This is a genomic window from Nocardia sp. NBC_01503, assembly GCF_036327755.1.
Lineage (GTDB): Bacteria > Actinomycetota > Actinomycetes > Mycobacteriales > Mycobacteriaceae > Nocardia.
Window position 1 is genome coordinate 1970900 of sequence record NZ_CP109596.1, and the last position, 22938, is coordinate 1993837.

The 22938-nt window shown below is 65.8% G+C and carries 22 protein-coding genes and 2 pseudogenes; 14 read left to right on the forward strand and 10 right to left on the reverse strand.

Features of this window, described 5'->3' with window-relative positions; translation table 11 throughout:
- Positions 1-23: 23 nt before the first annotated feature.
- From OHB26_RS08780 to OHB26_RS08795, 4 genes are all read right to left on the reverse strand, one after another.
- Positions 24-656 (reverse strand): TetR/AcrR family transcriptional regulator, encoded by a 633-nt coding sequence (locus OHB26_RS08780; protein WP_330183698.1) that lies wholly within the window; start codon positions 654-656, stop codon positions 24-26.
- A gap of 256 nt (positions 657-912) precedes the next feature.
- Positions 913-1617 carry a hypothetical protein gene (locus OHB26_RS08785; RefSeq protein ID WP_330183699.1) on the reverse strand — a complete coding sequence of 235 codons (705 nt, stop codon included), beginning with the start codon at positions 1615-1617 and terminating at the stop codon, positions 913-915.
- 294 nt (positions 1618-1911) lie between these two features.
- Positions 1912-2736: an SDR family oxidoreductase gene (locus OHB26_RS08790; RefSeq protein ID WP_330183700.1), complete on the reverse strand. Its 825-nt coding sequence runs from the start codon at positions 2734-2736 to the stop codon at positions 1912-1914.
- Complete coding sequence (locus OHB26_RS08795; protein WP_330185548.1) at positions 2733-3953, reverse strand: acyl-CoA dehydrogenase family protein; 1221 nt, start codon at positions 3951-3953, stop codon at positions 2733-2735. The genes OHB26_RS08790 and OHB26_RS08795 overlap by 4 nt, the downstream gene beginning before the upstream one ends.
- A 70-nt stretch (positions 3954-4023) precedes the next feature.
- Between OHB26_RS08795 and OHB26_RS08800 the strand changes: the two genes are divergently transcribed.
- From OHB26_RS08800 to OHB26_RS08820, 5 genes are all read left to right on the forward strand, one after another.
- Complete coding sequence (locus OHB26_RS08800) at positions 4024-5571, forward strand: FadD3 family acyl-CoA ligase (protein WP_330183701.1); 1548 nt, start codon at positions 4024-4026, stop codon at positions 5569-5571.
- The gene (locus tag OHB26_RS08805) at positions 5568-6491 is read left to right on the forward strand and encodes an enoyl-CoA hydratase (protein ID WP_330183702.1); all 924 of its coding nucleotides are present in this window, start codon (positions 5568-5570) and stop codon (positions 6489-6491) included. The genes OHB26_RS08800 and OHB26_RS08805 overlap by 4 nt, the downstream gene beginning before the upstream one ends.
- Positions 6492-7622: an acyl-CoA dehydrogenase family protein gene (locus tag OHB26_RS08810; protein WP_330183703.1), complete on the forward strand. Its 1131-nt coding sequence runs from the start codon at positions 6492-6494 to the stop codon at positions 7620-7622.
- Between the two features lie 17 nt (positions 7623-7639).
- On the forward strand, positions 7640-8704 hold the full coding sequence (locus tag OHB26_RS08815; protein ID WP_330183704.1) for an acyl-CoA dehydrogenase family protein: 1065 nt from the start codon (positions 7640-7642) through the stop codon (positions 8702-8704).
- Positions 8705-8810: 106 nt separating this feature from the next.
- The gene (locus tag OHB26_RS08820) at positions 8811-9854 is read left to right on the forward strand and encodes an acyl-CoA dehydrogenase family protein (protein WP_330183705.1); all 1044 of its coding nucleotides are present in this window, start codon (positions 8811-8813) and stop codon (positions 9852-9854) included.
- Between the two features lie 418 nt (positions 9855-10272).
- Here OHB26_RS08820 and OHB26_RS08825 read toward each other — a convergent pair whose 3' ends face one another.
- The gene (locus tag OHB26_RS08825; RefSeq protein ID WP_330183706.1) at positions 10273-11670 is read right to left on the reverse strand and encodes an amino acid permease; all 1398 of its coding nucleotides are present in this window, start codon (positions 11668-11670) and stop codon (positions 10273-10275) included.
- 105 nt (positions 11671-11775) lie between these two features.
- Between OHB26_RS08825 and OHB26_RS08830 the strand changes: the two genes are divergently transcribed.
- On the forward strand, positions 11776-12528 hold the full coding sequence (locus tag OHB26_RS08830) for a DUF427 domain-containing protein (RefSeq protein WP_330183707.1): 753 nt from the start codon (positions 11776-11778) through the stop codon (positions 12526-12528).
- Between the two features lie 25 nt (positions 12529-12553).
- Positions 12554-12964 (forward strand): cupin domain-containing protein, encoded by a 411-nt coding sequence (locus OHB26_RS08835; protein ID WP_330183708.1) that lies wholly within the window; start codon positions 12554-12556, stop codon positions 12962-12964.
- A 53-nt stretch (positions 12965-13017) separates the two neighbouring features.
- Here the strand turns inward: OHB26_RS08835 and OHB26_RS08840 are convergent, their stop codons facing one another.
- Positions 13018-13347 carry a hypothetical protein gene (locus OHB26_RS08840; RefSeq protein WP_330183709.1) on the reverse strand — a complete coding sequence of 110 codons (330 nt, stop codon included), beginning with the start codon at positions 13345-13347 and terminating at the stop codon, positions 13018-13020.
- Entirely contained in the window at positions 13347-14558 is a 1212-nt protein-coding gene (locus OHB26_RS08845; RefSeq protein WP_330183710.1) for a Rieske 2Fe-2S domain-containing protein, read from the reverse strand. The genes OHB26_RS08840 and OHB26_RS08845 overlap by 1 nt, the downstream gene beginning before the upstream one ends.
- A gap of 214 nt (positions 14559-14772) precedes the next feature.
- Here OHB26_RS08845 and hsaA point away from each other — a divergent pair, with 214 nt between their 5' ends.
- Genes hsaA through hsaB form a run of 4 tightly spaced genes read left to right on the forward strand, consistent with a single transcriptional unit; the run spans position 14773 to position 18338 of the window.
- On the forward strand, positions 14773-15942 hold the full coding sequence (gene hsaA / locus OHB26_RS08850; RefSeq protein WP_067569180.1) for a 3-hydroxy-9,10-secoandrosta-1,3,5(10)-triene-9,17-dione monooxygenase oxygenase subunit: 1170 nt from the start codon (positions 14773-14775) through the stop codon (positions 15940-15942).
- A 3-nt stretch (positions 15943-15945) separates the two neighbouring features.
- Positions 15946-16824 (forward strand): 4,5:9,10-diseco-3-hydroxy-5,9,17-trioxoandrosta-1(10),2-diene-4-oate hydrolase, encoded by an 879-nt coding sequence (hsaD, locus tag OHB26_RS08855; RefSeq protein ID WP_330183711.1) that lies wholly within the window; start codon positions 15946-15948, stop codon positions 16822-16824.
- Between the two features lie 2 nt (positions 16825-16826).
- On the forward strand, positions 16827-17726 hold the full coding sequence (gene hsaC, locus OHB26_RS08860) for an iron-dependent extradiol dioxygenase HsaC (protein ID WP_330183712.1): 900 nt from the start codon (positions 16827-16829) through the stop codon (positions 17724-17726).
- 33 nt (positions 17727-17759) lie between these two features.
- Positions 17760-18338: a 3-hydroxy-9,10-secoandrosta-1,3,5(10)-triene-9,17-dione monooxygenase reductase subunit gene (gene hsaB / locus OHB26_RS08865; protein ID WP_330183713.1), complete on the forward strand. Its 579-nt coding sequence runs from the start codon at positions 17760-17762 to the stop codon at positions 18336-18338.
- A gap of 137 nt (positions 18339-18475) precedes the next feature.
- On the opposite strand, the pseudogene OHB26_RS39695 reads toward hsaB, so the two are convergent.
- The 3 genes and pseudogenes from OHB26_RS39695 to OHB26_RS08875 form a co-directional block, all read right to left on the reverse strand.
- Positions 18476-18577 (reverse strand): annotated as a pseudogene (locus OHB26_RS39695) (AraC family transcriptional regulator); the annotation flags it as partial.
- Positions 18578-18595: 18 nt separating this feature from the next.
- A pseudogene (locus OHB26_RS39700) lies at positions 18596-18793 on the reverse strand (cupin domain-containing protein); the annotation flags it as partial.
- 82 nt (positions 18794-18875) lie between these two features.
- Entirely contained in the window at positions 18876-19544 is a 669-nt protein-coding gene (locus OHB26_RS08875) for a hypothetical protein (RefSeq protein WP_330183715.1), read from the reverse strand.
- Between the two features lie 97 nt (positions 19545-19641).
- On the opposite strand from OHB26_RS08875, the gene OHB26_RS08880 reads away from it, so the two are divergent.
- The 3 genes from OHB26_RS08880 to OHB26_RS08890 are packed head-to-tail and all read left to right on the forward strand — an operon-like array spanning position 19642 to position 22499.
- Complete coding sequence (locus OHB26_RS08880; RefSeq protein WP_330183716.1) at positions 19642-20823, forward strand: acyl-CoA dehydrogenase family protein; 1182 nt, start codon at positions 19642-19644, stop codon at positions 20821-20823.
- A 38-nt stretch (positions 20824-20861) separates the two neighbouring features.
- On the forward strand, positions 20862-21998 hold the full coding sequence (locus OHB26_RS08885) for an acyl-CoA dehydrogenase family protein (RefSeq protein WP_330183717.1): 1137 nt from the start codon (positions 20862-20864) through the stop codon (positions 21996-21998).
- A 33-nt stretch (positions 21999-22031) separates the two neighbouring features.
- Positions 22032-22499 (forward strand): hypothetical protein, encoded by a 468-nt coding sequence (locus OHB26_RS08890; RefSeq protein ID WP_330183718.1) that lies wholly within the window; start codon positions 22032-22034, stop codon positions 22497-22499.
- The last annotated feature ends 439 nt before the right edge of the window (positions 22500-22938 follow it).

Below are 22938 nucleotides of genomic sequence, written 5' to 3' on the forward strand. Positions count from 1 at the left end.
GACTGCGGGCTGTGCTGTGTGGACTATCTGGCGTCGGGGCTGGTGAGCCCGTCGAGCACGATGGTCAGGTACTGCTTGGCGAGGCTGTCGACGGTGATCCGGCCGCCCGGCTGATACCACCGCACCGACACCCAGACGGTGTCGCGCAGGAACCGGTACGCCAGTTCGATATCCATTTCGGGGCGGAAGCTGCCGTCCTGCACACCATTGGTGAGCACCTGGTGCCAGAGTTCGCGGAATTCGCGGTTGTACTCGTCGATATAGCCGAATCGTGGTGTGCCGCTGAGGCGTTTGGCCTCGGCCTGGTAGATGGCGACGGCCGCGTGCCACTGATCGAAGGATTCGTAGGAGGCGATAACCAGCGCCTCGAGGGTGTCGCGGGCGCTCAGGCCGGAGCCGACGATCTCGCGATAGCGGCTGAAGAGGTCGTCGAGGAAGCCCCGAAGTATTTCGTCCACCATCGCCTCTTTGGAATCGAAGTGGTGGTAGAGACTCCCGGATAGAATGCCCGCGGCGTCGGCGATATCGCGAACCGTGGTGGCGCGCAGTCCTCGTTCGGCGAAGAGGTTGGCGGCCAGTCCGAGCAGCTCGCTACGGCGTGCTGACTTCGAGGGCTCCGAGGGTGGGGTCACGCACCCCAATATACAACCAAGCATTTGCTTGGTCGAGTGGGGTGGAAATAACAACTCTCGTCACTCGCGGCTCCACCTCTCTGCGCCGGGGCTCCGCCCCCGAACCCCCGACAACTCTCGGGCTTCGCCCCGAACGACGCTCGGCGTTTCGCCCCGAACCGCCTGGCACTATCACCCCGAACCTCCCGGCGCTTCGCCCCGAACTTCCGGTGCTTCGCCCCGAACCTCCTGTCGCTATCGCACGGAGTACTCCCGGCACCTCACCCCGAACCTCCTGTCGCTATCGCACGGAGTATCTGAGCGGCGAGGAAACGGACAGGTCCGCCAATAATCGGTCGCAGATGACTATCGGGGAGATTCCGGCTCTCGCCATTCGGGCCACCAGGGCCAATCTTCGTTCCGGACTGTCCCATTCGACGGTGAGGGGTTCTCGGCCCGGTCCGGCGTCCACGGTCGCCATGACACGGGCGGGTTCACCGTCGTGCGCGGGTTCCTCGATGATCTTCAGGACCATGCCGCGCTGCCAGGCGCGATAGGTCTCCATATCCGCGCCCTCGACCAATTTGTCGGTGGCGGCGCACAATCCCTTCGCTATGCCGTCGGCGAAGGTGGTGCGGTCGTAGTGCACGCGACCGCAGGTGCGCACCACTTCCAGGAGATCGGCGCGCACCTCGCGGAGCAACTCGGCCTGTCTTCGGCGGCGCTGTTCGGCCACCGAGGGTGGATGCCAGGATTCGCGAACCAGGCCGATCCGGCGGGCCCGATCGCGATCGCGGATCAGATCGCGGCGTAGTGCGGCGCGCGGATCGCGCAGAACCTCGCCCTCGTCGACCGCGTGCTGTTCGAGTATCTGCGCCGCGCGCATGGCGGTGGCGCGTTCGGAATCGTGCTCCAGTAATTCCGCGCCCAGCGTGAGCGCGGCCATAACGACATTGTCGAGTCTTCGGCGCGCGAGCACGACCTCGCGGACCAACTCGAGTTCCAACTCGGAACGGGGTTCTTCCGTGGCTGCTTGTTGTCGGCGATCCGGACCCATGGGTCGCGCCCTTCGACTATGCGGAACCGGCCTAAACCAGGATTGCACAATGACCACACCGGCGCGCCAGCCATTTTGCGCTGCCGATAAATCAGGCAGCGTTCAGGGCATGAAAAACGCACTGCCGCGCCCGAGTGCGAGCGCGGCAGTGCGAAATACTGCGACCAGGTGACACGGCTTTTCACATCACCCGTATATCCGAATTCGGTTGTGTTGAACCGAAATCGGCGAAATTGCGTCGAATCAGGCGCGCTGGCTCGAAATGGAGACCACTTCACCCGTCAGGTAGGTGGTGTAATCGCTCGCCAGCATGGCGATGGTGGCGGCCACCTCCCACGGTTCGGCGGCGCGACCGAACGCCTCGCCCGCGGCCAGACGATCCAGCAGATCACCCGAGGTGACCTTGTCCAGGAACGCGTGCCGGGCGATGGACGGGGCGACGGCGTTGATGCGCACGCCGTATTCGGCGGCCTCGACGGCCGAGCAGCGGGTCAGCGCCATGACACCGGCCTTGGCGGCGGCGTAGTGCGCCTGCCCGTGCTGGGCGCGCCAGCCGAGCACACTGGCGTTGTTGACGATGACGCCGCCGTGGCCCGCCTCGCGGAAGTACTCGAGCACGGCGCGGGTGGCGCGGAAGGTGCCGTTCAGGGTGATGTCGATGACCTTGTCCCACTGCTCGTCGGTCATATCGACGACGGGGGTCTCACCGCCCAAACCGGCATTGTTGACCATGATGTCGATGCGCCCGAGCGCGGCGACGGATTCGGTGATGAGCTGGTTCACCTGCTGGGTGGAGCTGACATCGCAAGGCACGGAAGCGATTCGGCGGTCCGGGAATTCGGCCTGCAGTGCCTCGGCGGTCTCCTTCAACCGGCGCTCATGCCAGTCGGAGACCACCACATCCGCGCCCTCGGAGAGCAGACGGCGCGCGGTGGCGGAGCCGATACCGGTGCCGGCGGCCGCGGTCACCACGGCGACCTTGCCCGCGAGCAGGTTGTGGCCGGGGGTGATTTCGGGGGCGGTGGACAAGTCAACGGCGCCCACCGGCCGTTCGCTTCGCTCACTCATGGACGAGCCTCTCGGGGAAGTCCGAGCACCCGCTCGGAGATGATATTGCGCTGCACCTCGTTCGAACCGCCGTAAATGGTGTCCGCGCGAGTGAAGAGGAAGAGCCGCTGCCAGGCATTGAGGTCATCGCCGGGGGCATCGGCGATGAGGCCGGGCGCACCGAGGACGTCCATGGCCAGTTCGCCGAGATCGCGATGCCAATTGGCCCAGAGCAGTTTGGTGACCGAGGCCGATCCGGCCGCGGTGCGGGCGTCGACGGTGGCGTCATCGTGTCCGGACTCCAGGGTGCGCAGGACGTGTGCGCGCAGTACGCGCAGTCCGACCCACGCCTTGTCGAAACGGTCTGCGATGACGGCGTTTTCGAGGGTCCCGTGCTTGCGGGCGACATCCTCGAGGTCGGCGAGTTCACGCGCGTAGCGGATCTGCTGGCCCACCGTGGAGATGCCGCGCTCGAAGGTGAGCGTGCCCATGGCGACCTTCCAGCCGTCGCCGGGCGCGCCGACCACCAGATCGGCGGCGGTGCGGGCATTGTCGAAGTAGACCTCGTTGAATTCCGCGGTCCCGGTGAGCTGGATGATCGGCCGCACCTCGACGCCGGGCTGATTCATCGGCACCAGGAGGTAGGACAAACCGTGGTGACGGCTGGAGCCCTTCTCGGTGCGCGCGACCACGAAGCACCAGTCGGCCAGATGCGCGAGCGAGGTCCACACCTTCTGTCCGGTGATGGACCATTCGTCACCGTCCAGGAAAGCCGAGGTGCTGACCGCGGCCAGGTCCGAGCCCGCGCCGGGTTCGGAGTAGCCCTGGCACCAGAGTTCGGTGACATTGCGGATACCGGGCAGGAAGCGGCGCTTCTGCTCCTCGGTGCCGAAGGCCAGTACGGTCGGGCCGAGCAGCTCCTCGCCGAGGTGCGAGACGCGGCTGGGCGCATCGGCCTTGGCGTACTCCTCATGGAAGATGACCTGCTGCGCGAGGGTGGCATCGCGGCCACCCCACTCCTTGGGCCAGCCCAGGCAGGTAAGTCCGGCGGCGGCCAGGGCGCGGTCCCATTCGAGACGCTCCTCGAAGGCCTCGTGTTCGCGCCCGGGACCACCCAGACCGCGCAGTTCACGGAACTGTCCGTTCAGGTTCTCGGCCAGCCATTCCCGCACCTCGGTGCGGAATGCGTCGTCCTCGAGCGAGGTGTTCCCACTGGCCGGTTCGGGGGTCTGGATCATGCTCACCTCCGTAGAGTAACCTACCAAGCACTTGCTTTGTTAGACCCATTCCCGGACGCTCGGAGACCCTGTGACATCCCCACCGCAGACCACTCCGCTCGCACTGCACCACGCCGCGAGCGTCTTCGGTTCCGCACCCGCCGTAACCGACGGTGCCGTGCGATTGAGCTGGGCACAACTGCTCGACTCGGTCCGTGAGACCGCCCGTGTGCTCATCGCGCGCGGTGTGCGACGCGGCGACAAGATCGGCATCTGGGCTCCGAACACCCATCACTGGGTGACCGCGGTACTGGCCACCCACTATGTGGGTGCGGTCATCGTGCCGCTGAACACCCGGTACGTGGCCGATGAGGCCGCCGATGTGCTGGGCCGGGTCGAGGCCAAGGCGCTGTTCATCGTCGGCGACTTCCTCGGCCGCGACCGGCTCGCCGAACTGCGCGCGGACGCACCGGAATTGGCGATCGAGACCGTCATTGTCATTCCCGCTGAACGGGAAGAGGCCGTCGACAATGCCATCGCGTGGTCCGAACTGCCGAAGCTCGCCGAGGCCGTCAGCCTCGAAGATGCCATCGAGCGCGCGGAATCCGTTCGGGCCGATGATCTTTCGGACATCCTGTTCACCTCCGGCACCACCGGGCGCAGCAAGGGCGTGCTGATCTCGCACAGTAAAGCGCTCACCAGCGCCCGCGCCTGGGCCGACTGCGCCACGCTGAACAGCGACGACCGCTACCTGGTCGTCCCGCCGTTCTTCCACAGCTTCGGTTACAAGGCGGGCATTCTCGCCTGCCTGGCCACCGGCGCGAACATCATTCCGCAGGCGACCTTCGACGTACCCGAGACCATGCGGTTGATCCACGATGAGCGCGTCACCGTATTGACCGGTCCGCCGACCATCTTCCAGACCATTCTCGAGCATCCGGCGCGCGCCGAGGCCGACCTTTCGACGCTGCGCGTCGCGGTCACCGGTGCGGCCACCGTCCCCGTCGTACTCATCGAGAGAATGCGCAGCGAACTGCGTTTCGATGTGGTGCTCACCGCCTACGGACAGACCGAATCCGGCGGCTTCGGCCTCATGTGCCGCCCCGAGGATTCGGCCGAGACCATCGCCAATACCTGCGGCCGCGCCATCGACGGCTTCGAGGTCAAGCTGGCCGACAATGGTGAACTGCTGCTGCGCAGTTCGCAGATCATGGTCGGCTACCTCGATGACGCGCAGGCCACCACCGACACCATCGACAAGGACGGCTGGCTGCACACCGGCGATGTCGCGGTGATCGATGAGCGCGGATACGTGAAGATCACCGACCGGCTCAAGGATATGTACATCTCCGGCGGGTTCAATGTGTATCCCGCCGAGGTCGAGCAGGCCATGGCGCGACTGGACGGCGTCGCCGAGACCGCGGTCATCGGCGTACCGGACGAGCGTATGGGCGAGGTCGGCAAGGTGTACGTGGTGCGCCGGCCCGGCGCGACCATCACCGCCGAAGACGTACTGGCGCATGCCAAGACGCTGCTCGCCAATTTCAAGGTTCCGCGGTTCGTCGAGTTCCGCGATCAGTTGCCCTACAGCGCCGCGGGCAAGGTTCTCAAGCGGCAACTACGTGAGGAGAAGGCGTGAGCCAGGAGCTGGGGCCGATCCCCGATGAGGGCGATGTCGTCCTCTACGAGAAGCGGGGACCGATCGCGGTCGTCACGCTGAACCGGCCGGATTACCGCAATGCGCAGAACTCGGTCATGACCTACGCCCTCGACGCCGCCTTCGTGCGCGCGGTCGAGGATGCCGAGGTCAAGGTGATCGTCCTGGCCGGGGCCGGAAAGCATTTCAGCGCCGGACACGATATCGGCACACCCGGACGCGACCATCACATCAAGTACGAGAACCAGGCCGCGCTGTGGTGGGACCACACCGATCGGGTGGGCGGGGATCAGCGGTTCGCCCGCGAGACCGAGGTCTACCTGAATATGTGCCGCCGCTGGCGGGAGATCCCCAAGCCGACCATCGCCATGGTGCAGGGCGCCTGCATCGCCGGTGCGTTGATGCTGGCCTGGTCCTGCGACATGATCGTCGCCTCAGAAGACGCGTTCTTCTCCGATCCCGTTGTGCGCATGGGCATTCCGGGTGTCGAGTACTTCGCTCATCCGTGGGTGCTCGGGCCGCGCCGCGCCAAGGAGATTCTCTTCACCGGTGACCGTTTCACCGCCGCACAGGCTTACGAGTGGGGCATGGTGAATCGCGTCGTCGAGCGCGAGAACCTGGAGACCGAGACCTTCACGCTGGCCGAGAAGATCGCCACCATGCCGCAATTCGGCTTGGCGCTGACCAAGAAGGCCGTCAACCAGTGCGAGGACCTCATGGGTATGCGCGCGGGGATGGATTCGGTGTTCGGGCTGCATCACTTCGCGCACGCGCACAACGCCGAGGTCGGCGCGGACTCGCTCGGCGGGATGAACGCCAAGTCCATGAAGGCCGCCGCGGCGAGCCGCGAATCCGACACCGCTACTACGACAGATGCCGCAGAGAAGAACGGGGCGAAGTAAGTGGATCTCGAATTCGACGCCAAGACAGAGGAATTCCGCCGCGAGGTCCGCGAATTCCTGGCCGCCAACGTCCCGGCCGAGCCGCTGCCGTCCATGGATACCAAGGAGGGCTTCGAGGCGCACCGGGCATGGGAGGCCAAGCTGGCCGATGCCCGCCTGTCCTGCGTCGCCTGGCCCGCCGAGTACGGCGGCCGCGATGCCTCGATGATCGAATGGGTCATCTTCGAGGAGGAGTACTACGCCGCCGGCGCACCCGGCCGCGTCTCGCAGAACGGCATCTTCCTGCTCGCCCCGACGCTCTTCGAGCACGGTTCGCCGGAGCAGCTGGCCCGGATCATGCCGAGAATGGCTCGCGCCGATGATATTTGGGCGCAGGCGTGGTCGGAGCCGGAGGCCGGTAGCGATCTCGCCGGAATCCGCTCCACCGCCAAGCGCACCGAGGGCGGCTGGCTGCTCAACGGTCAGAAGACCTGGAGTTCGCGTGCCTCCTACGCGGATTGGGGCTTCGGCCTGTTCCGCAGCGATCCGGAGGCCCAGCGGCACAAGGGCCTCACCTACCTGATGTTCCCGCTCACCGCGGAAGGCATTACGGTGCGGCCGATTCCGCAGCTGGACGGCGAGCCCGGGTTCGCGGAGATCTTCCTCGACAATGTCTTCGTCCCGGATGCCGATGTCATCGGTGAGGCCAATAACGGCTGGAAGGTCGCCATGGCGACCTCGAGCAATGAGCGCGGTCTGTCCCTGCGCTCGCCAGGTCGATTCAATGCCACCGCCGCCAAGCTCATCGAAGTCTGGCAGGGTGCGGCCGCCGAGACCGATACCGCCGTGCGCGACCGCGTGGTCGACGCCTGGGTCGGCGCCGAGGCGTACCGCCTGAACACCTGGGCCACCGTCACCCGGCTCGCAGACGGCGGTCAACTGGGCGCGGAATCCTCTGTGAACAAGGTGTTCTGGTCCGATCTGGATATCGCCATGCACGAGACCGCCCTGGATCTGCACGGCGCCGCCGCCGAACAGGAATCGGCCTGGACCGACGGTTACCTCTTCTCGCTGGCGGGCCCGATCTACGCGGGCACCAATGAGATCCAGCGCAATATCATCGCCGAACGCCTGCTCGGGCTGCCGCGCTAGTCACCCGGAGGACGAACATGCGATTCGCATTGACCGCAGAACAGATCGATTTCGCCGCCAGCCTGCGCAAGATGGGCGAGGCCGCCAAGACCCCCGGCGTCGTACGGGCTTGGGGCGCGGGCGATTCCACCGCCGGTAAGGCACTGCTCGGCCAGCTGGCCGAGGCCGGTGCGCTCGGCCTGACCATTACCGAGGAGAACGGCGGCTTCGGCGCGGGCCCGGTCGAGCTGATCGTGGCCTTCACCGAGATCGGCCGGGCCGCCGTGCCCGGACCGCTGGTGGAGACCGCCGCCGCGATTCCCGCACTGCTGCAGGCACTTCCGGATACCGCGGCGGCCGCCGAATGGCTGCCGCAGCTGGCCGAGGGCACGAAGTTGGGCACGCTCGCCGTCGCGGCCACCGGCACGGGTGCCACCGCCGGAGCCAGTGCGCTCTCCGCGGCCGGCGCGCCGGTCGCCTTGGACGCCGATATCGCCGACCTGATCCTGCTCGCCGAGGGTGACCGCGTCTCGATCGCCACCGCGGGTGAGCAGGCCAAGTCCATCGACGCCGCGCGCCGGCTGTTCCCGCTGACCGCCGGTGCCGTACTCGCGGAGGGCGAAGGTGTCAGCGCCGCAATCGATCTCGCCTTCGATACGGCCGCTCTGGCCGCGGCCGCCCAGCTGCTCGGCGCGGGTCGCGCCCTGCTGGACACCAGCGTCGAGTACGTGAAGCAGCGTCAGCAGTTCGGCAAGCCGATCGGCCAGTACCAGGCCATCAAGCACCACCTGGCCAATGTCCTCATCGGCCTGGATATGGCGCAGCCGCTGCTCTACCGCGCGGCACTCACCTTGCAGGACAATGCGGATACCGCCACCCGCGCCCGCGATATCTCCGCGGCCAAACTGGCGTGCGGTGAGGCCGCGTACCAGGCGGCCCGTATCGCCCTGCAGGTGCACGGCGCGATCGGCTACACCGCCGAATGCGACCTGTCGCTCTGGCTGACCAAGGTCACCGCCCTGCGTTCGGCCTGGGGCACTCCGGATTTCCACCGCGCCCGCATCGCCACCGCCCTGCGCGGCGGGACAGCGGCCGCGGCGTGAAATCCATTGGGCCGAAGCGGCATACCGCCGGTGCGACACCTCCGGCGGCGGCCCGCGGCGCTGCGAACCTCTCTCTCCACCAGCTCGACACGATGGGAGCCGACGCATGAGCATCACGGCTGATCAGCAGGAACTCGTCAACACCGTGCGCGCGGTGCTGACCAAGCACGGTGACAGCGCGGCCATGCGGCGCGGGCTCGAAGCCGAGCGTGGCTACGACGAGCAGCTGTGGAAACTGCTGTGCGAGCAGGTCGGTGTCGCGGCGCTCGCCATTCCGGAGGAGTTCGGCGGCGTCGGGGTCGGCTTGGTCGAATCCCTGCTCGTGGTCGAGGAACTCGGCCGCACCCTGGCCGCGCCGCCCATGCTCGGCTCGGCCGTGCTGGGTGTGCAGGCACTGCTGCTCGCGGGCGATGCCGAGGCCAACGAGCGGCTGCTGCCCGAGGTCGCCGAGGGTGTGCGCACCCTCGCGGTGTGCTGGGCCGGTGCGCAGGGCTGGAACAGCTTCGGCGTCCGCGCCGAGGGGGAAACCGTCTCCGGCACAGCGCATTACGTTGTCGACGGGGCGCACGCGGACACCTTGCTGGTGCTCACCGCCGAGGGTCTCTACGAGGTCGACGGCGCTGCCACGGGTATCACCCGTACGGTCGTCCCGACCATGGATCCGACTCGCCGCCTGACCACGATCGAGTTCGCTTCGGCTCCGGCGCGCGCCCTCGGCGCGGTCGATCTGCCCCGTCTGCGCGAAATCGCCTGGGCCGCGGTCACCGCCGAGCAGCTCGGCGCCGCGGAACAGTGCCTCGATATGACGGTCGAGTACAGCAAGTCCCGCGTGCAGTTCGGCCGCCCGATCGGCAGCTTCCAGGCGTTGAAGCACCGCATGGCCGATATGTACGTACTGGTCGAGTCGACCCGCTCGGTCGCCTACCTCGCCATCGCGGGCCTGGCCGACGGCACGGTGGAGGCCATCGATGTGGCCTCGGCCCGCATCCACGCCACCACCACGCTCAACTCGGTGGTCTCGGAGACGGTACAGATGCACGGCGGCATCGCCATCACGTGGGAACACGACGCACACCTGTTCTTCAAGCGCGCCCACGGCGATGCCCAGCTCTTCGGGGCTCCGGCTCGCCCGCTGGCTCGTCCCGCCTGATCAGACATCCCCTCAACACAAGGCTGGGACCAATACGTATGCACTGGTCCCAGCCTTGTGATTCATTCCGCCCGAGGGAATGCCGCAGACCACCTTGGTGGCACGGCCAGCGCCGATCAGCCTTCGTTGTCGAAGACGTCCGTGACCGACGTTGCCACCACACCGCGCAATGGGCACTCGGGCCATTCTCGATCGGTCCGAAGCCGTGGGCCAGCCTTACTGTGAGACCTTTGGTCCTTGGTCCAGCCCGCTCCAGCCCGCTCCAGCCAAGAACCAAGCAATTCAACGTCCCCGCAATTGGCGATGCGGTCGCGAACCTAAGGCAGGCCCGGCGTCGAAAATTTGTTCGATGATGTCGCGAGGTCGCCGGAGACCGCCCGATTCATCGGTGGAGTCGGTGTGCCGCAGGGGGATTCGGTCAGTGGTGGAGGATTCCCACCTCGTGGACCGGGGGCTTCGTACCGAAGCGCTTGCGCAGCGGGTAGAGGGCGGCCACCACCAGCAGACTCACCGTGGAGGCCAGCAGCTGATTGCGCTGATCGGCCTTGGTGGCCATGGCGACGAATACCGCGAAGATCGCGATGATCACCGCCCAGGAGATGTAGGGGTAGCCCCACATGCGGTAGGTCAGGGCGGAGGGGTCCTCGCGGCGCAGGCGGGCGCGAAGTCGCAACTGGGAGAACATGATCGCCACGTAGACGAAGGCCAGGACGACGCCGATGGAGTTCACCAGGAAGGTGAAGACCTGGTCCGGGGAGATATAGGAGGCGATCACCGCGCCCCAGGCCGCGACCGTGCCGAGCAGGACGGCGCGGGCGGGGACGCCGCGCTTGTTGACCTTCACCAGGGCGGAAGGGGCGTCGCCGTCGCGGGTGAGGACGTAGAGCATGCGGGAGGATACGTAGATCGCCGAATTCAGTACGGACAGAACAGCTGTCAGGATGACGACCTGCATGATGGTGCCCGCGGCCGGGACGCCCATACGGTCCAGGGCGCTGACGAACGGGCTCTTCAGCACATGCGCGTCATTCCACGGCAGGATGGTCACCACCAGGAAGATCGAGGCCACGTAGAAGAGGCCGACGCGCCACAGGACGTTATTGGTGGCGCGGGCCACGGCCTGTCCGGGCTCCCTGGATTCGGCGGCGGCGACGGTCACGATCTCGGTGCCGCCGAAGGCGAACATGACCACCACGATGGCGGAGAAGATTCCGGTGATCCCGTTGGGCGCGAATCCGCCGAATGCGGTCAGGTTGCCGAACCCGCTCTCGGCGTCCGGCCAGAGCCCGAAGACCCAGGCCGCGCCGATCACCAGGAAGAGCACGATCGCCACGACTTTGATGGAGGCGAACCAGAATTCGAATTCACCGAAGGACTTCACCGACACCAGATTGACGGCGGTCATGAGGGTCAGCAGCGCGGCCGAGAGCACCCACTGCGGCAGATCGATCCAGCTGGACAGAATGGCCGCGCCCGCGACCGCCTCGGCTCCGACCAGGATGACGTAGAGGTACCAGTACAGCCAGCCGATGGTGAATCCGGCGAACGGACCCATGGCCATGCGCGCGTACTCAGCGAGTGATCCGGCGACCGGGCGGGCCACCACCATCTCGCCGAGCGCGCGCATCACACAGAGCACCAGTAGCCCGGCGGCGGCATAGGAGAGGATGGCGGCCGGGCCCGCGGTGCCGATCACCGAACCACTACCGACGAACAGGCCCGCGCCGATCGCGCCGCCGATGGCCAGCATGGTCATATGCCGACGGCGCAGTCCGGTCCGCAGCCCCTGCTGCTCGGTACCGATCGTTTCCGACATCTGGCCGCCTTAAACTTGTTGCTCCAATGTTGCCCGAACACCATAGCCGGACCGGACAAATCGACCCTCACCTGCTCCTTCCACTCGGGAGTACCGTCGGGAGGTATGTCCGATACGACGACGGATCAGGTGCGCGTCCTACCGACCGCCAAGCGAGTGCGTGTCTATCTGGGCGGCCTGCTGGCCGTCGACACCACCGATGCCCGCCTGGTGTGGGAGCACCCCTACTTCCCCACCTACTACTTCCCCGCCGATGAGCTGCGCGTCAAGCTGGAGCCGACCGGCGATACCCGCACCGCGAACACGCTGGGTACCCCCGTCGGCTTCGATGTCATCGCCGACGGCACCGTCGCTTCGGGCGCGGCGGTGCGCTACCTCGACTCCCCCATCCCCGAGTTGCAAGATCTGGTTCGCCTCGATTTCGAGGCCATGGACGCGTGGTTCGAGGAGGACGAACCCATCTACGGCCACCCGCGCGATCCCTTCCACCGGGTCGACATCCTCTCCAGCTCCCGGCATATCCGCGTAGAGATCGCCGGGCAGACCGTCGCCGAATCCCACAACCCGCGCATGCTCTTCGAAACCGGTTTGCCCGCAAGGTATTACCTGCCACTCACCGATATCCGAATGGACCTGCTGCAGCCCTCCGAGACCAAGAGCCTGTGCCCCTACAAGGGCTTCGCCGAATACTGGACCGTACGAATCGACAGGGTCGTGTACCCGGACGTGGTGTGGATCTACCGCGCCCCCTTCCCTGAGAGCCAGAAGATCGCGGGCTTCGCCAGCTTCTACAACGAGAAGGTCGACATCTACGTGGACGGCGTACTCGAGGCCCGCCCCGACTCACCCTTCAGCTGACGCGCGGGCGAAATACTCTGGTCGCATGAGCACCGAGAGGCCGAGGCTGGCGGAAGAACTGGACATGTCGCCGCATCCCGAGGGCGGGTGGTATCGCGAAACCTGGCGCAGCGGAGTCGAATTCGAGCCGAAGGGCTATGACGGGCCGCGGGCGAGCGCGACGGCCATTTATTTCCTGTTGCTGCCGGGCGAGCAGTCCGCGCCGCATACCGTGCGCTCGGATGAGATCTGGTTCTGGCATCGGGGTGGTCCGCTGCTTTTGAACATCGGGGGTGAGGAGATCGTGCTCGGACCCGATGTCGAACGGGGGCAGCGGCCGCAGGCGGTGGTTCCCGGCGGCGTGAGTCAGGCCGCCCGCCCGGCGGGTGCGGACTATGTGCTCGTGAGTTGTGTCGTCGCACCGGGTTTCGACTTCGCCGACTTCCGGCTGGATTGAAACAGCGCCCCCGCCGTCGGGAGACGGCGGGGGCGCTGGCAAGAGAAGAGCGTTTACTTGTCGACCTCGAGCAGACCTTCGGCCACGGCGTGCTCGATGGTCTTCTCCAGGTTCGGGCAGGAGTCCGGTTTGCCGAAAATCGGCCCGGCCTCGGCCATCTTGCGGAACACCGGGCAGTGATCGGCCGGATTGACCGTCCACTGCACGGTTTTCTGATTGCTGCTGTGCTTGCGCACCAGCACCTCGGTTCCGCAGGACTGGCACGCGATCGGTGTCAGCCCGGACTCCATGTAGTGCTCTTTGTCGAGGACCGTCTGGGCGCGCACCTGCGCCCGGCGGTCCGGAAGGTCCGCAAAGTCGGGTGCTTTCGCCCAGGTGGTCATCAGACGCTCGCCTCCTCCGAAGTGGCAGCGGCCTCGGCGGCCTCGCGCTTCCTACGCATATTCTCCTCGACCTCGATGCCCCAGGCCTCATTGGCCTTGGTGGTATCGACCTCGAATTCGAAGCGCTGCGTCGACTTGGGGTCGATATCGGCGACATCCACGTAGAACTGGTCGTACCAGCGACGCAGCTGGTAGACCGGCCCGTCTTCCTCGGTGAGCAGCGGGTTGTCGATCTTGGACTTGTGCTTCCAGATCTCGACGTCCTGCAGGAAGCCCTCGCTGACGCCGTCGGTCATCTTGGCGGCGAAGCTGGCGGCCTGCTCGTCCGGGAGGCCCTTGGGCTTCTCCAGGGTGACACCCCACTGCAGCACGAAGGAGTTCTGCGTGACCGGGTAGTGGCAGTTGATCAGGACCGTCTTGACCTCGAAGCCGCTGTAGCTGTTCAGCAGCGGATTGATCATGTACGACGGGCCGAAGTACGACGCCTCGGACTTGAGCAGCGAATCGATCCCGGCCTCGGCCGCGGCACCGATATCGGGACGCCCCTTGGTCTCCAGGTACTGCGTCGCGACATGACCCTCGAGCACGTTCTTGAAGTACGTGGGGAAGGCGTAGTGGATATAGAAGAAGTGCGCCATATCCACGACGTTGTCGATGATCTCGCGGCAGTTGGCGCCCTCGATGAGCAGCGAGTGCCAGGTCCACGGGGTCCAGTCGCCGGAGAGCTGCTCGAGCGGATTGCCGTCCTTGTCCTGGAACGGTCCGTCGATGTACGGGATGGTGACCTCGTCGGGGGGCGGGTTGCCCTCGTGGTCGTGCCAGACGAAGAGCTGACCATTGCGCTCGAGCGCGGTCCATGAGCGGGTGCGAGCCAACGGGGGTACGCGCCGGGCGTAGGGGATGCCCGTGCATTTACCGTCGCCGCCCCAGCGCCAATCGTGGAACGGGCAGGCGATGGAGTCGCCCTTGACCTCACCCATGGACAGGTCGCCGCCCAGGTGACGGCAGTAGCCGTCGAGGATCTTCAGATCGCCCTTGCTGTCCATGAAGACGACCAGCTTGGTGCCGAAGGCCTGGACCGAGTGCGGCTTGCCGTCACGGAAGGTGCTGGCGAGTCCGAGGCAATGCCAGCCCCGGGCGTACCGGGTGGGCATCGCACCCACGTCGATCTCGCGAACCTTCCCACGGGGCCCCGGTGGGGTTGTTGACATCGTGATCCTCCTCTGGAAGTACTAGAACACGTTACAAAAAGGCGGCGCTTCACGCCAGTTTTCCGCCCAAACAATGGACAAAATGCCTCGTGAGGCGAAAGAGGGTGTCCAACGACTCATGGCAGCTACCTGTTCTCGACAGAAATAAGAACGTGTTCTAGTCTCAGAGACAAACGAGAACCGCCCGATTCACCAGGCAGGAGCAACTGGCGCGATGACGCAAGAAGTAGTTGAGCGGGTCGAGGCCCTGCTGCCCACTCTCCGCGAGCGGGCCCAGCAGGCCGAGGATCTCCGTCAGATCCCCGAAGAGTCCATCAAGGATCTGCAGACCGCCGGATTCTTCAAGCTGCTGCAGCCCAAGCAGTGGGGCGGATACGCCGCTGACCCGGTCGTCTTCTACGACACCGTGCGCAAGATCGCCAGCGCCTGCGGGTCCACCGGTTGGGTCGCGGGCATCATCGGCGTGCACAACTGGCACCTGGCGCTCTTCGATCAGCGTGCGCAGGAAGAGGTGTGGGGCGAGAACACCGACGTCCGCATCTCCTCGTCCTACGCCCCGATGGGTGCGGGTCTGGTCACCGAGGACGGCACCGGATACACCGTGAACGGTTCCTGGGCCTGGTCTTCCGGCTCCGGCCACGCGGACTGGGTGGTCGTGGGCGGCCCGGTGATCAAGAACGGCAAGCCGGTCGACTTCGGCAGCTTCCTGATCCCCCGCAGCGAATACGAGATCAAGGACGTCTGGAACGTCGTCGGTCTGCGCGGCACCGGCTCCAACACCATCGTGGTGGAGAATGTCTTCGTCCCCAAGCACCGCTTCCTCAGTTTCCGCGCCATGGGCGAGCTGAAATCGCCTGGCCTGGAGCAGAATACCGACCCGGTGTACAAGATGCCGTGGGGCACCATCCATCCCACCACCATCTCCACTCCGATCGTCGGAATGGCCTACGGCGCTTACGAAGCGCATGTGGAGCATCAGGGCAAGCGCGTGCGTGCCGCCTACGCCGGCGAGAACGCCAAGGACGATCCGTTCGGCAAGGTGCGCATCGCCGAGGCCGCCAGTGATATCGACGCCGCGTGGCGTCAGCTGTCCGGCAATGTCGCCGACGAGTACGCCTATCTGCTGCGCGGCGAGGACGTGCCGTTCGACGTGCGCGCCCGCGCCCGTCGTGACCAGGTGCGCGCCACCGGTCGCGCCGTCGCCTCCATCGACAAGCTGTTCGAGGCTTCGGGCGCCACCGCGCTCGCCAACGGCACTCCGCTGCAGCGCTTCTGGCGTGACGCGCACGCCGGTCGGGTGCACGCGGCCAATGACGCCGAGCGCGCCTACGTCATGTACGGCACGCACGCGTTCGGGCTGCCGATCACCGACACGATGGTGTAGTCCATGACCACTGTTGAGGACATCACCTTCGAGTCGACCTCGAAGTACGCACAGGTCCGCCCGGATCTGAAGCTGCACTATCACGAGGCGGGCGTCGGCAACGGCCCCACCATCGTGCTGTTGCACGGCGGCGGTCCCGGCGCTTCCTCGTGGTCGAACTTCTCGAAGAACATTCCGGTGCTGGCGCGTGAGTTCCACGTGCTGGCGGTGGATCAGCCCGGCTTCGGCCTGTCCGACAAGCCCACCGAGCACCCGCAGTACTTCGTGCACTCGGCCTCGGCGCTCAAGGATCTGCTCGATACCCTCGGCATCACCGATCGCGTTCACCTGCTGGGCAATTCGCTCGGCGGTGGCGCGGCCACCCGGTTCGCGCTGGACTACCCGGACCGCGCGGGCAAGCTGGTGCTGATGGGCCCCGGCGGGCTGTCCACCAACCTGTTCGCACCGGACCCCACCGAGGGCGTCAAACTGCTGTCGAAGTTCAATTACGAACCGACACAGGCGAATCTGGAAGCCTTCCTGCGGATCATGGTCTTCGACCAGAAGCTGATCACGCCGGAGCTGGTCGCGGAGCGCTTCGAATCCGCGAGCAAGCCCGAATCCTTGGAAGCCACGCGTGCGATGGGTCGCTCCTTCGCGAGCGCGGACTTCGAGAAGGGCATGATCTGGCGCGACGCGTACAAGCTGCGTCAGCCGGTGCTGATGATCTGGGGCCGCGAGGACCGGGTGAACCCGATCGACGGCGCGCTCGTAGCGCTGAAGATGGTGCCGCGCGTACAACTGCATGTCTTCGGCGGTTGCGGCCACTGGGCGCAGCTGGAGAAGTTCGACGAATTCAACCGCCTGGCAACCGACTTCCTGCTCGGCGTCAAGGAGAAGTGAGCATGAGCATTCGAGCACTCGGATACATGCGCATCGGGGCCACCGATATGGCGGCCTGGCGCGAGTACGGGCTCAAGGTGCTCGGCATGATGGAGGGCACCGGGCCCGATCCGGACGCCCTCTACCTGCGCATGGATGATTTCCCGGCGCGCCTGGTGATCGTGCCGAGCGACGTGGACCGGCTGCAGGTTTCCGGCTGGGAGGTGACCGACGCCCCTGCGCTGCAAGGACTTCGGGAGACCCTGTCCAAGGCCGGGATCGCCTACCGCGAGGGCACCAAGGCCGAGATCGCCGATCGTCGGGTCGAGGCGCTGATCTCGTTCCAGGACCCGTCCGGCAATGTGCTGGAAGCCTTCCACGGCTCGCAGTACCTGGCGCGGCGTTTCGTCAGCCCGTACGGGCACAAGTTCGTCACCGCCGAGCAGGGTCTGGGCCATGTCGTGCTGACCTGCGACGACGATGCCGCGGCCCAGGCGTTCTACCAGGACATCCTGGGCTTCCGGCTGCGTGACTCGATGAAGCTGCCGCCGCAGATGGTCGGCCGGCCCGCCGACGGCGATCCGGCGTGGCTGCGGTTCTACGGCTGCAACCCGCGCCATCACGCGCTGGCGTTCCTGCCCATGCCGAACCCGACCGGCATCGTGCATCTGATGGTCGAGGTGGAGAACTCCGACGATGTCGGCCTCTGCCTGGATCGCGCCATGCGCAAGAAGGTGAAGATGTCGGCCACCCTCGGACGGCATATCAACGATAAGATGCTGTCCTTCTACATGAAGACGCCTGGCGGATTCGATATCGAATTCGGTTGTGAGGGTTTGGAAGTCGAGGACGAGTCCTGGATCGCGCGGGAATCCACCGCGGTGAGCCTGTGGGGTCACGACTTCACCGTCGGATTCAAGTAGACCGGGTTCTCGGAACGAAAAGGGCGACAAGCAATGACAACGACGGACGATCAGCCCGAAATCGACGCACGTCAATTCCGGAATGTGCTGGGGCAGTTCTGCACCGGCATCACCGTCATCACCACTTTCGGCGAGGACGGTGCGCCGATCGGCTTCGCCTGCCAGTCGTTCGCCGCCCTCTCACTGGAACCGCCACTGGTGTTGTTCTGCCCGACCAAGGCTTCCAAGTCCTGGGCGGCGATCGAGGCCAATGGCAAGTTCTGCGTGAACATCCTCGCCGAGGAACAGCAACCGGTGTGCGCGCGCTTCGGCTCGCGTGAACCGGACAAGTTCGCCGGAGTCCCCTGGAGCACTTCCGCTTTGGAGCTTCCGGTGCTGGACGACGCCCTGGCCACGATCCAGTGCACTGTGGATCAGGTCGTCGACGGCGGCGATCACTACATTGTGATCGGCCGTGTGCAGGCCCTGTCGGAATCCACCGATTCCGGCAGGCCCCTGCTGTTCTACCGCGGGCAGTACACGGCCATCGAGCCGGACAAGACCGTGCCGGCGCCTTGGCGCGCGGACCTTGAGCACTTCCTCACCACCACCACGCTCGATACGTGGTTGTGAGGCGGATTTCGCTCTGAACACTCGCTGAAGAAGTGCCCCTGTGGATTAATCCACAGGGGCACTTCACATGTGGATGACTGTGGATGAATCCATCCCCTTCGTCATCCCGGCATGTTTTTGGCCGGGATCCACCCTTGTCAGGCAGCAGTGCGCGCCTGACGCCGGTACTGCCCAGGCGCCAAGCCGTATTCGCGCTTGAACGCCTTGCCGAACGCGAACTCCGAGCTGTACCCCGCCCGCGCGGCGACCACGTCCATATGGTCGGCCAGGATATGACCCGAGCCATCGCGGACGAACACCGCATCACCGGGGCCGAGCGCGATGGGAGCCATGCTGTCTTCGGAGGGGTAGATCCAGCAATTCCCGTGCAGGACACCCGAAGGCCCCGGGGTGCCACTCCACATTGTCATCGATCGACGGTCATGCCACTCCGGCGAACCGAACAACGACAACATTATGAGGGAGCGACAAGACTCTGAATAGCTCTGAGTCTCCAGTTTTTATCCACAAGTATCACCCATGAGACGTACGGCGGATCTACCCGATCAACCCGAGCTGCGCCGCCCGCACACCGACCTGAAACCGCGTACTCACCTCGAGCCGCACCATCAACTCGGCCACATACCGCCGATACGTCCGCAGCGAAACCTCGAGCCGCCGCGCCGCCACCTCATCCTTGAGCCCACTGTTCAGCGCATCCAACACAGCCAGATCCCGCTCGTCGAACTCCGCCCGCCCGAACCCCGGTCGCGAAGCCAACCGGGCCGCGGATTCCCAAGTCATAGTGGCGAATTGGTGAATCGCGCCGATCAGCGCGGGATCCCTGACCATCACCATGTATGGATGCTTCGCCCCCGCACCGCTCCACAGCACCGCCGCATGCCGGTCGATGATGAAGGTGTTCTGAAAGTCGTGACTGGACACCCGAATCTTCGGCCCGAGCGTCGAATCCTCCAGCAGCGGACGGCGATCCCGGGAATCCAGGAAGTCGGGCGAGTACAGCAGCCGAATCCGCTTCCCCGTCCCCATCAACTCTCGCACCGCCAAATGCCCCAGCGCGTAGTGGTTCTCCAACCGCATGGGACTGGAGACCGCCACCACCGCCTCGGTGCGCACCCGCCGCAACAATTGCTGCACATCACTACCGAGATCCCCGGTCGGCCGAAGCCGAACTATGCCGGGCGCGATTACCGTGTGCTGCCGCATTTCCCCATCATGTGCCGACAACCAGCCGTTTCGCCAGGGTTGGCAGCTTAATGTCACAGTCGGCGAAAGCCATCGGGCAGCTGCCTACGTTCAGGCCATGCAGATAGATTTCACCGCTGACCAGGAGCGGTTGCGTAAGCGGCTGCGCGAGTACTTCGCCGACCTCATGACACCGGAACTCCGCGCCGGGCTCACCGGACCGGGCGGCGAATTCGGCGACGGCACCGCCTACAAGGAAATGGTCCGGACGCTGGGCCGAGACGGGTGGCTGACGCTCGGCTGGCCGCACGAGTACGGCGGACAGAACCGGCCCATGGTGGAGCAGATGATCTTCACCGATGAGGCCGCGATAGCGGGCGTGCCCATCCCCTACCTGACCATCAATACCGTCGGGCCGACCATCATGCGCTACGGCACCGAGGCGCAGAAGGCCGAGTTCCTGCCGCGAATCGCCAAGGGCGAGTTGCACTTCTCCATCGGATACTCCGAACCGGAGGCCGGAACCGACCTCGCCGCACTGCGCACCAGGGCGGTGCGGGACGGTGACGACTTCGTCGTCACCGGCGAGAAGATGTGGACCAGCCTCATCGAATACGCGGACTATGTCTGGTTGGCGGTGCGCACCGACCCCGATGCCGGTAAACACCAGGGCATTTCGGTCCTCATCACGCCCACCGATGCCGACGGCTTCTCCTGGACCAAGGTGCACACCATGGCCGGGGTCGGCACCAGCGCCACCTACTACTCGGGGGTGCGGGTGCCCGCCGCGAACCTGGTGGGCGGGGAGAACCAGGGTTGGTCACTGATCACCAACCAGCTCAACCACGAGCGTGTCTCGCTCAGTTCCGCTGCACCACTGCAGGAATCACTCCGCCAGGTCCGCGGCTGGGCGCAGCGAACTCATCGCGCCGATGGTTCCCGGGTGATCGACACCGAGTGGGTGCGTATCCACCTCGCCCGCGTCCACGCCCACGCCGAATACCTGAAACTTCGCAACTGGCGCACGGCCTGGGCCGCACAGTCGGGCGAGCTTCGCCCCGAAGAGGCTTCGGCCACAAAGGTTTTCGGCACGGAGTTCGCCACCGAGGCGTATCGCCTGCTCATGGAGGTACTCGGCACCGATTCCGTCATCAGAGCCGACTCCCCCGGCGCACTACTGCGCGGCCGCATAGAACGCTTCCACCGCTCCTCGCTGATCCTCACCTTCGGCGGCGGCATCAATGAGGTGCAACGCGACATCATCGCCAAAACCGCACTGGGACTGCCGGTCACCCGCTGACCACACCGGACTCCACCCGCCAACCCTGCGAGGAACTCATGGATTTCGCCCATTCCGAGGCTCAGCACGATCTCTCGGGCCTCACCCGCGACCTGCTGATCGGCTGGTCCGCCCGCAACCCGTGCCCCGACTCCACCGGCTTCGACCGAGCACTCTGGCGCGCGGCGGCCGCAGCCGGACTCTTGGACGCCGCGCTCCCGAACACCGTGGGCGGCAGCGGATTCGACGTGCTGGAACAGTGCAGCATCCTGATAGAAATCGGCCGCGCCGTAGCTCCCCTGCCGTATCTCCCCACCATCGCCGTCTGCGCCGCCACCCTCGCCCACTTCGGCACCGAAGCCCAGCTCCAGCGCTGGGTGGCACCGGCGCTCCGAGGCGAAACGACCCTCGCACCCGCGCTCGGATCGGAGACCGGGATACGTGCCATCCGAATCGAAAATGGCTGGTGCATAAGCGGATCCCGAGGCGTGGTACCCGCCGGATCCTTCGCCGACGCCTTCCTGGTGGAGGCATCCACCGACTCCGGATCACTGCTGGCCATGGTCGACCGCACCGCCGACGGCCTGGAGATCCGGGAGCAGCGCGTCGTAGACGCGAGCGACACAGCACTTCTCGTCTTCGACAACGTCTCGATCCCCGACGACGCGATCATCGGTGCGACACCCGGCGATGTCGACGCTCACCCGAGCGAAAGCGCAGCCACGGTTCAGAGCCCCGTTCGCTGGGCGCATCGGCGCTCAGTCATCGCATCCTGCGCCCACCAGCTCGGCGTCCTCGAACGCGCGGTGGAGATGACCGCCGCCTACGCCCGCGACCGCCACCAATTCGGCAAACCGATCGGCTCCTTCCAAGCGGTCCGCCAACGCCTCGCCGACGCCCACATCGACGTAGACGCCATCCGCCTCGCCCTATGGCAAGCCGCCTGGCTCGAATCCGAAGGCCACCCCTGCGCCCCCGAACTCGAGGTAGCCGCCTTCTGGTCCGCCGAAGCAGGCCACCGAGTAGCCCACACCGCGGTCCACATCCACGCCAGCACCGGCATCTACCTCGACTTCCCCCTCCACCGCCACTTCACCGCCGCCAAACGCAATGAATTCACCACCGGCGGAGCCACTCCCCACCTGCGCGCGCTGGGGAATCTCCTGGCCGATGCACCGGCATGGGAGCATTACTGAACTAGTTTCGAACTAGGCGCGTACCATGGGGAGATGGCCACGCAGACGTTCCCCTTCTCCACTCTGATCAATAAGCAGACCAGTGTGTTTCCCGCACTCGATGATGCGGATGTGATTCTCGAGCGGCGGGATGCGGAGAACCTCGTCCTCATGCGCTGCGAGCGCTTTGAAGCCATGGTGAAGGGGCTTGGGCTGGCGGCCCGTTCGCTCGCGATCATCGCGAAGGCGAACCGGGAACTGGCGGAAGAGGTCTTCGCCGAGGAACTGCCCTGGTTGACCTGGCTTCCGGCGGCAGCGCGGCCCCAGTGCGTCCGAGAACTGCTCGGCCACCTGCTCGCCGGTGCGGAAACCGGTCTGCTGCTGCCGTTTTCACGCGCACTGCGGGAGTGGCAGGCGACTGCCGAAATCTACTCCGACCCCGAGCTCGCCCAGCGGCTACGCGGGCCGTTCGACACGACCGATGCGGTCGACGTCGAACGCCCGGGTAGCAATGATGGCTGACAAACTCGGACGTGGAGACGAGGCTCGTCGGGCAACCGGTTGGGCTGTCCGATTTGTCGACCGACAGGCCGCAAAGGGCTGGGAGGCACTGCTCTCTCAAGCATTCGAGAACCTCGATCGAGCCTGGATAGCGATAACTTCCGACCCGCGCTGCCGGGAAGAGCCTGCCCGACAGCACCCGCTCAGATACGACCTGAGCCGAGTACAGGTGGATAAGTGTCGCGCTGGAACAATGGCAATCCGAAGTGACCGGAGGCGGCCGGATCTGGTACGCGATCGATGACGACCAGCACACCATCTGGATTACTCAGGCGGGAACCGGTCATCCGCGTCAGACGGACAGACGCCGTCATTGAACCTGGTCGGGGCGGCGCCTGATTGATGACTCACCAGCCCGTATGCCAACCGCGCTGCCGCGTAGGCTTCTTCGGCTCCGGGC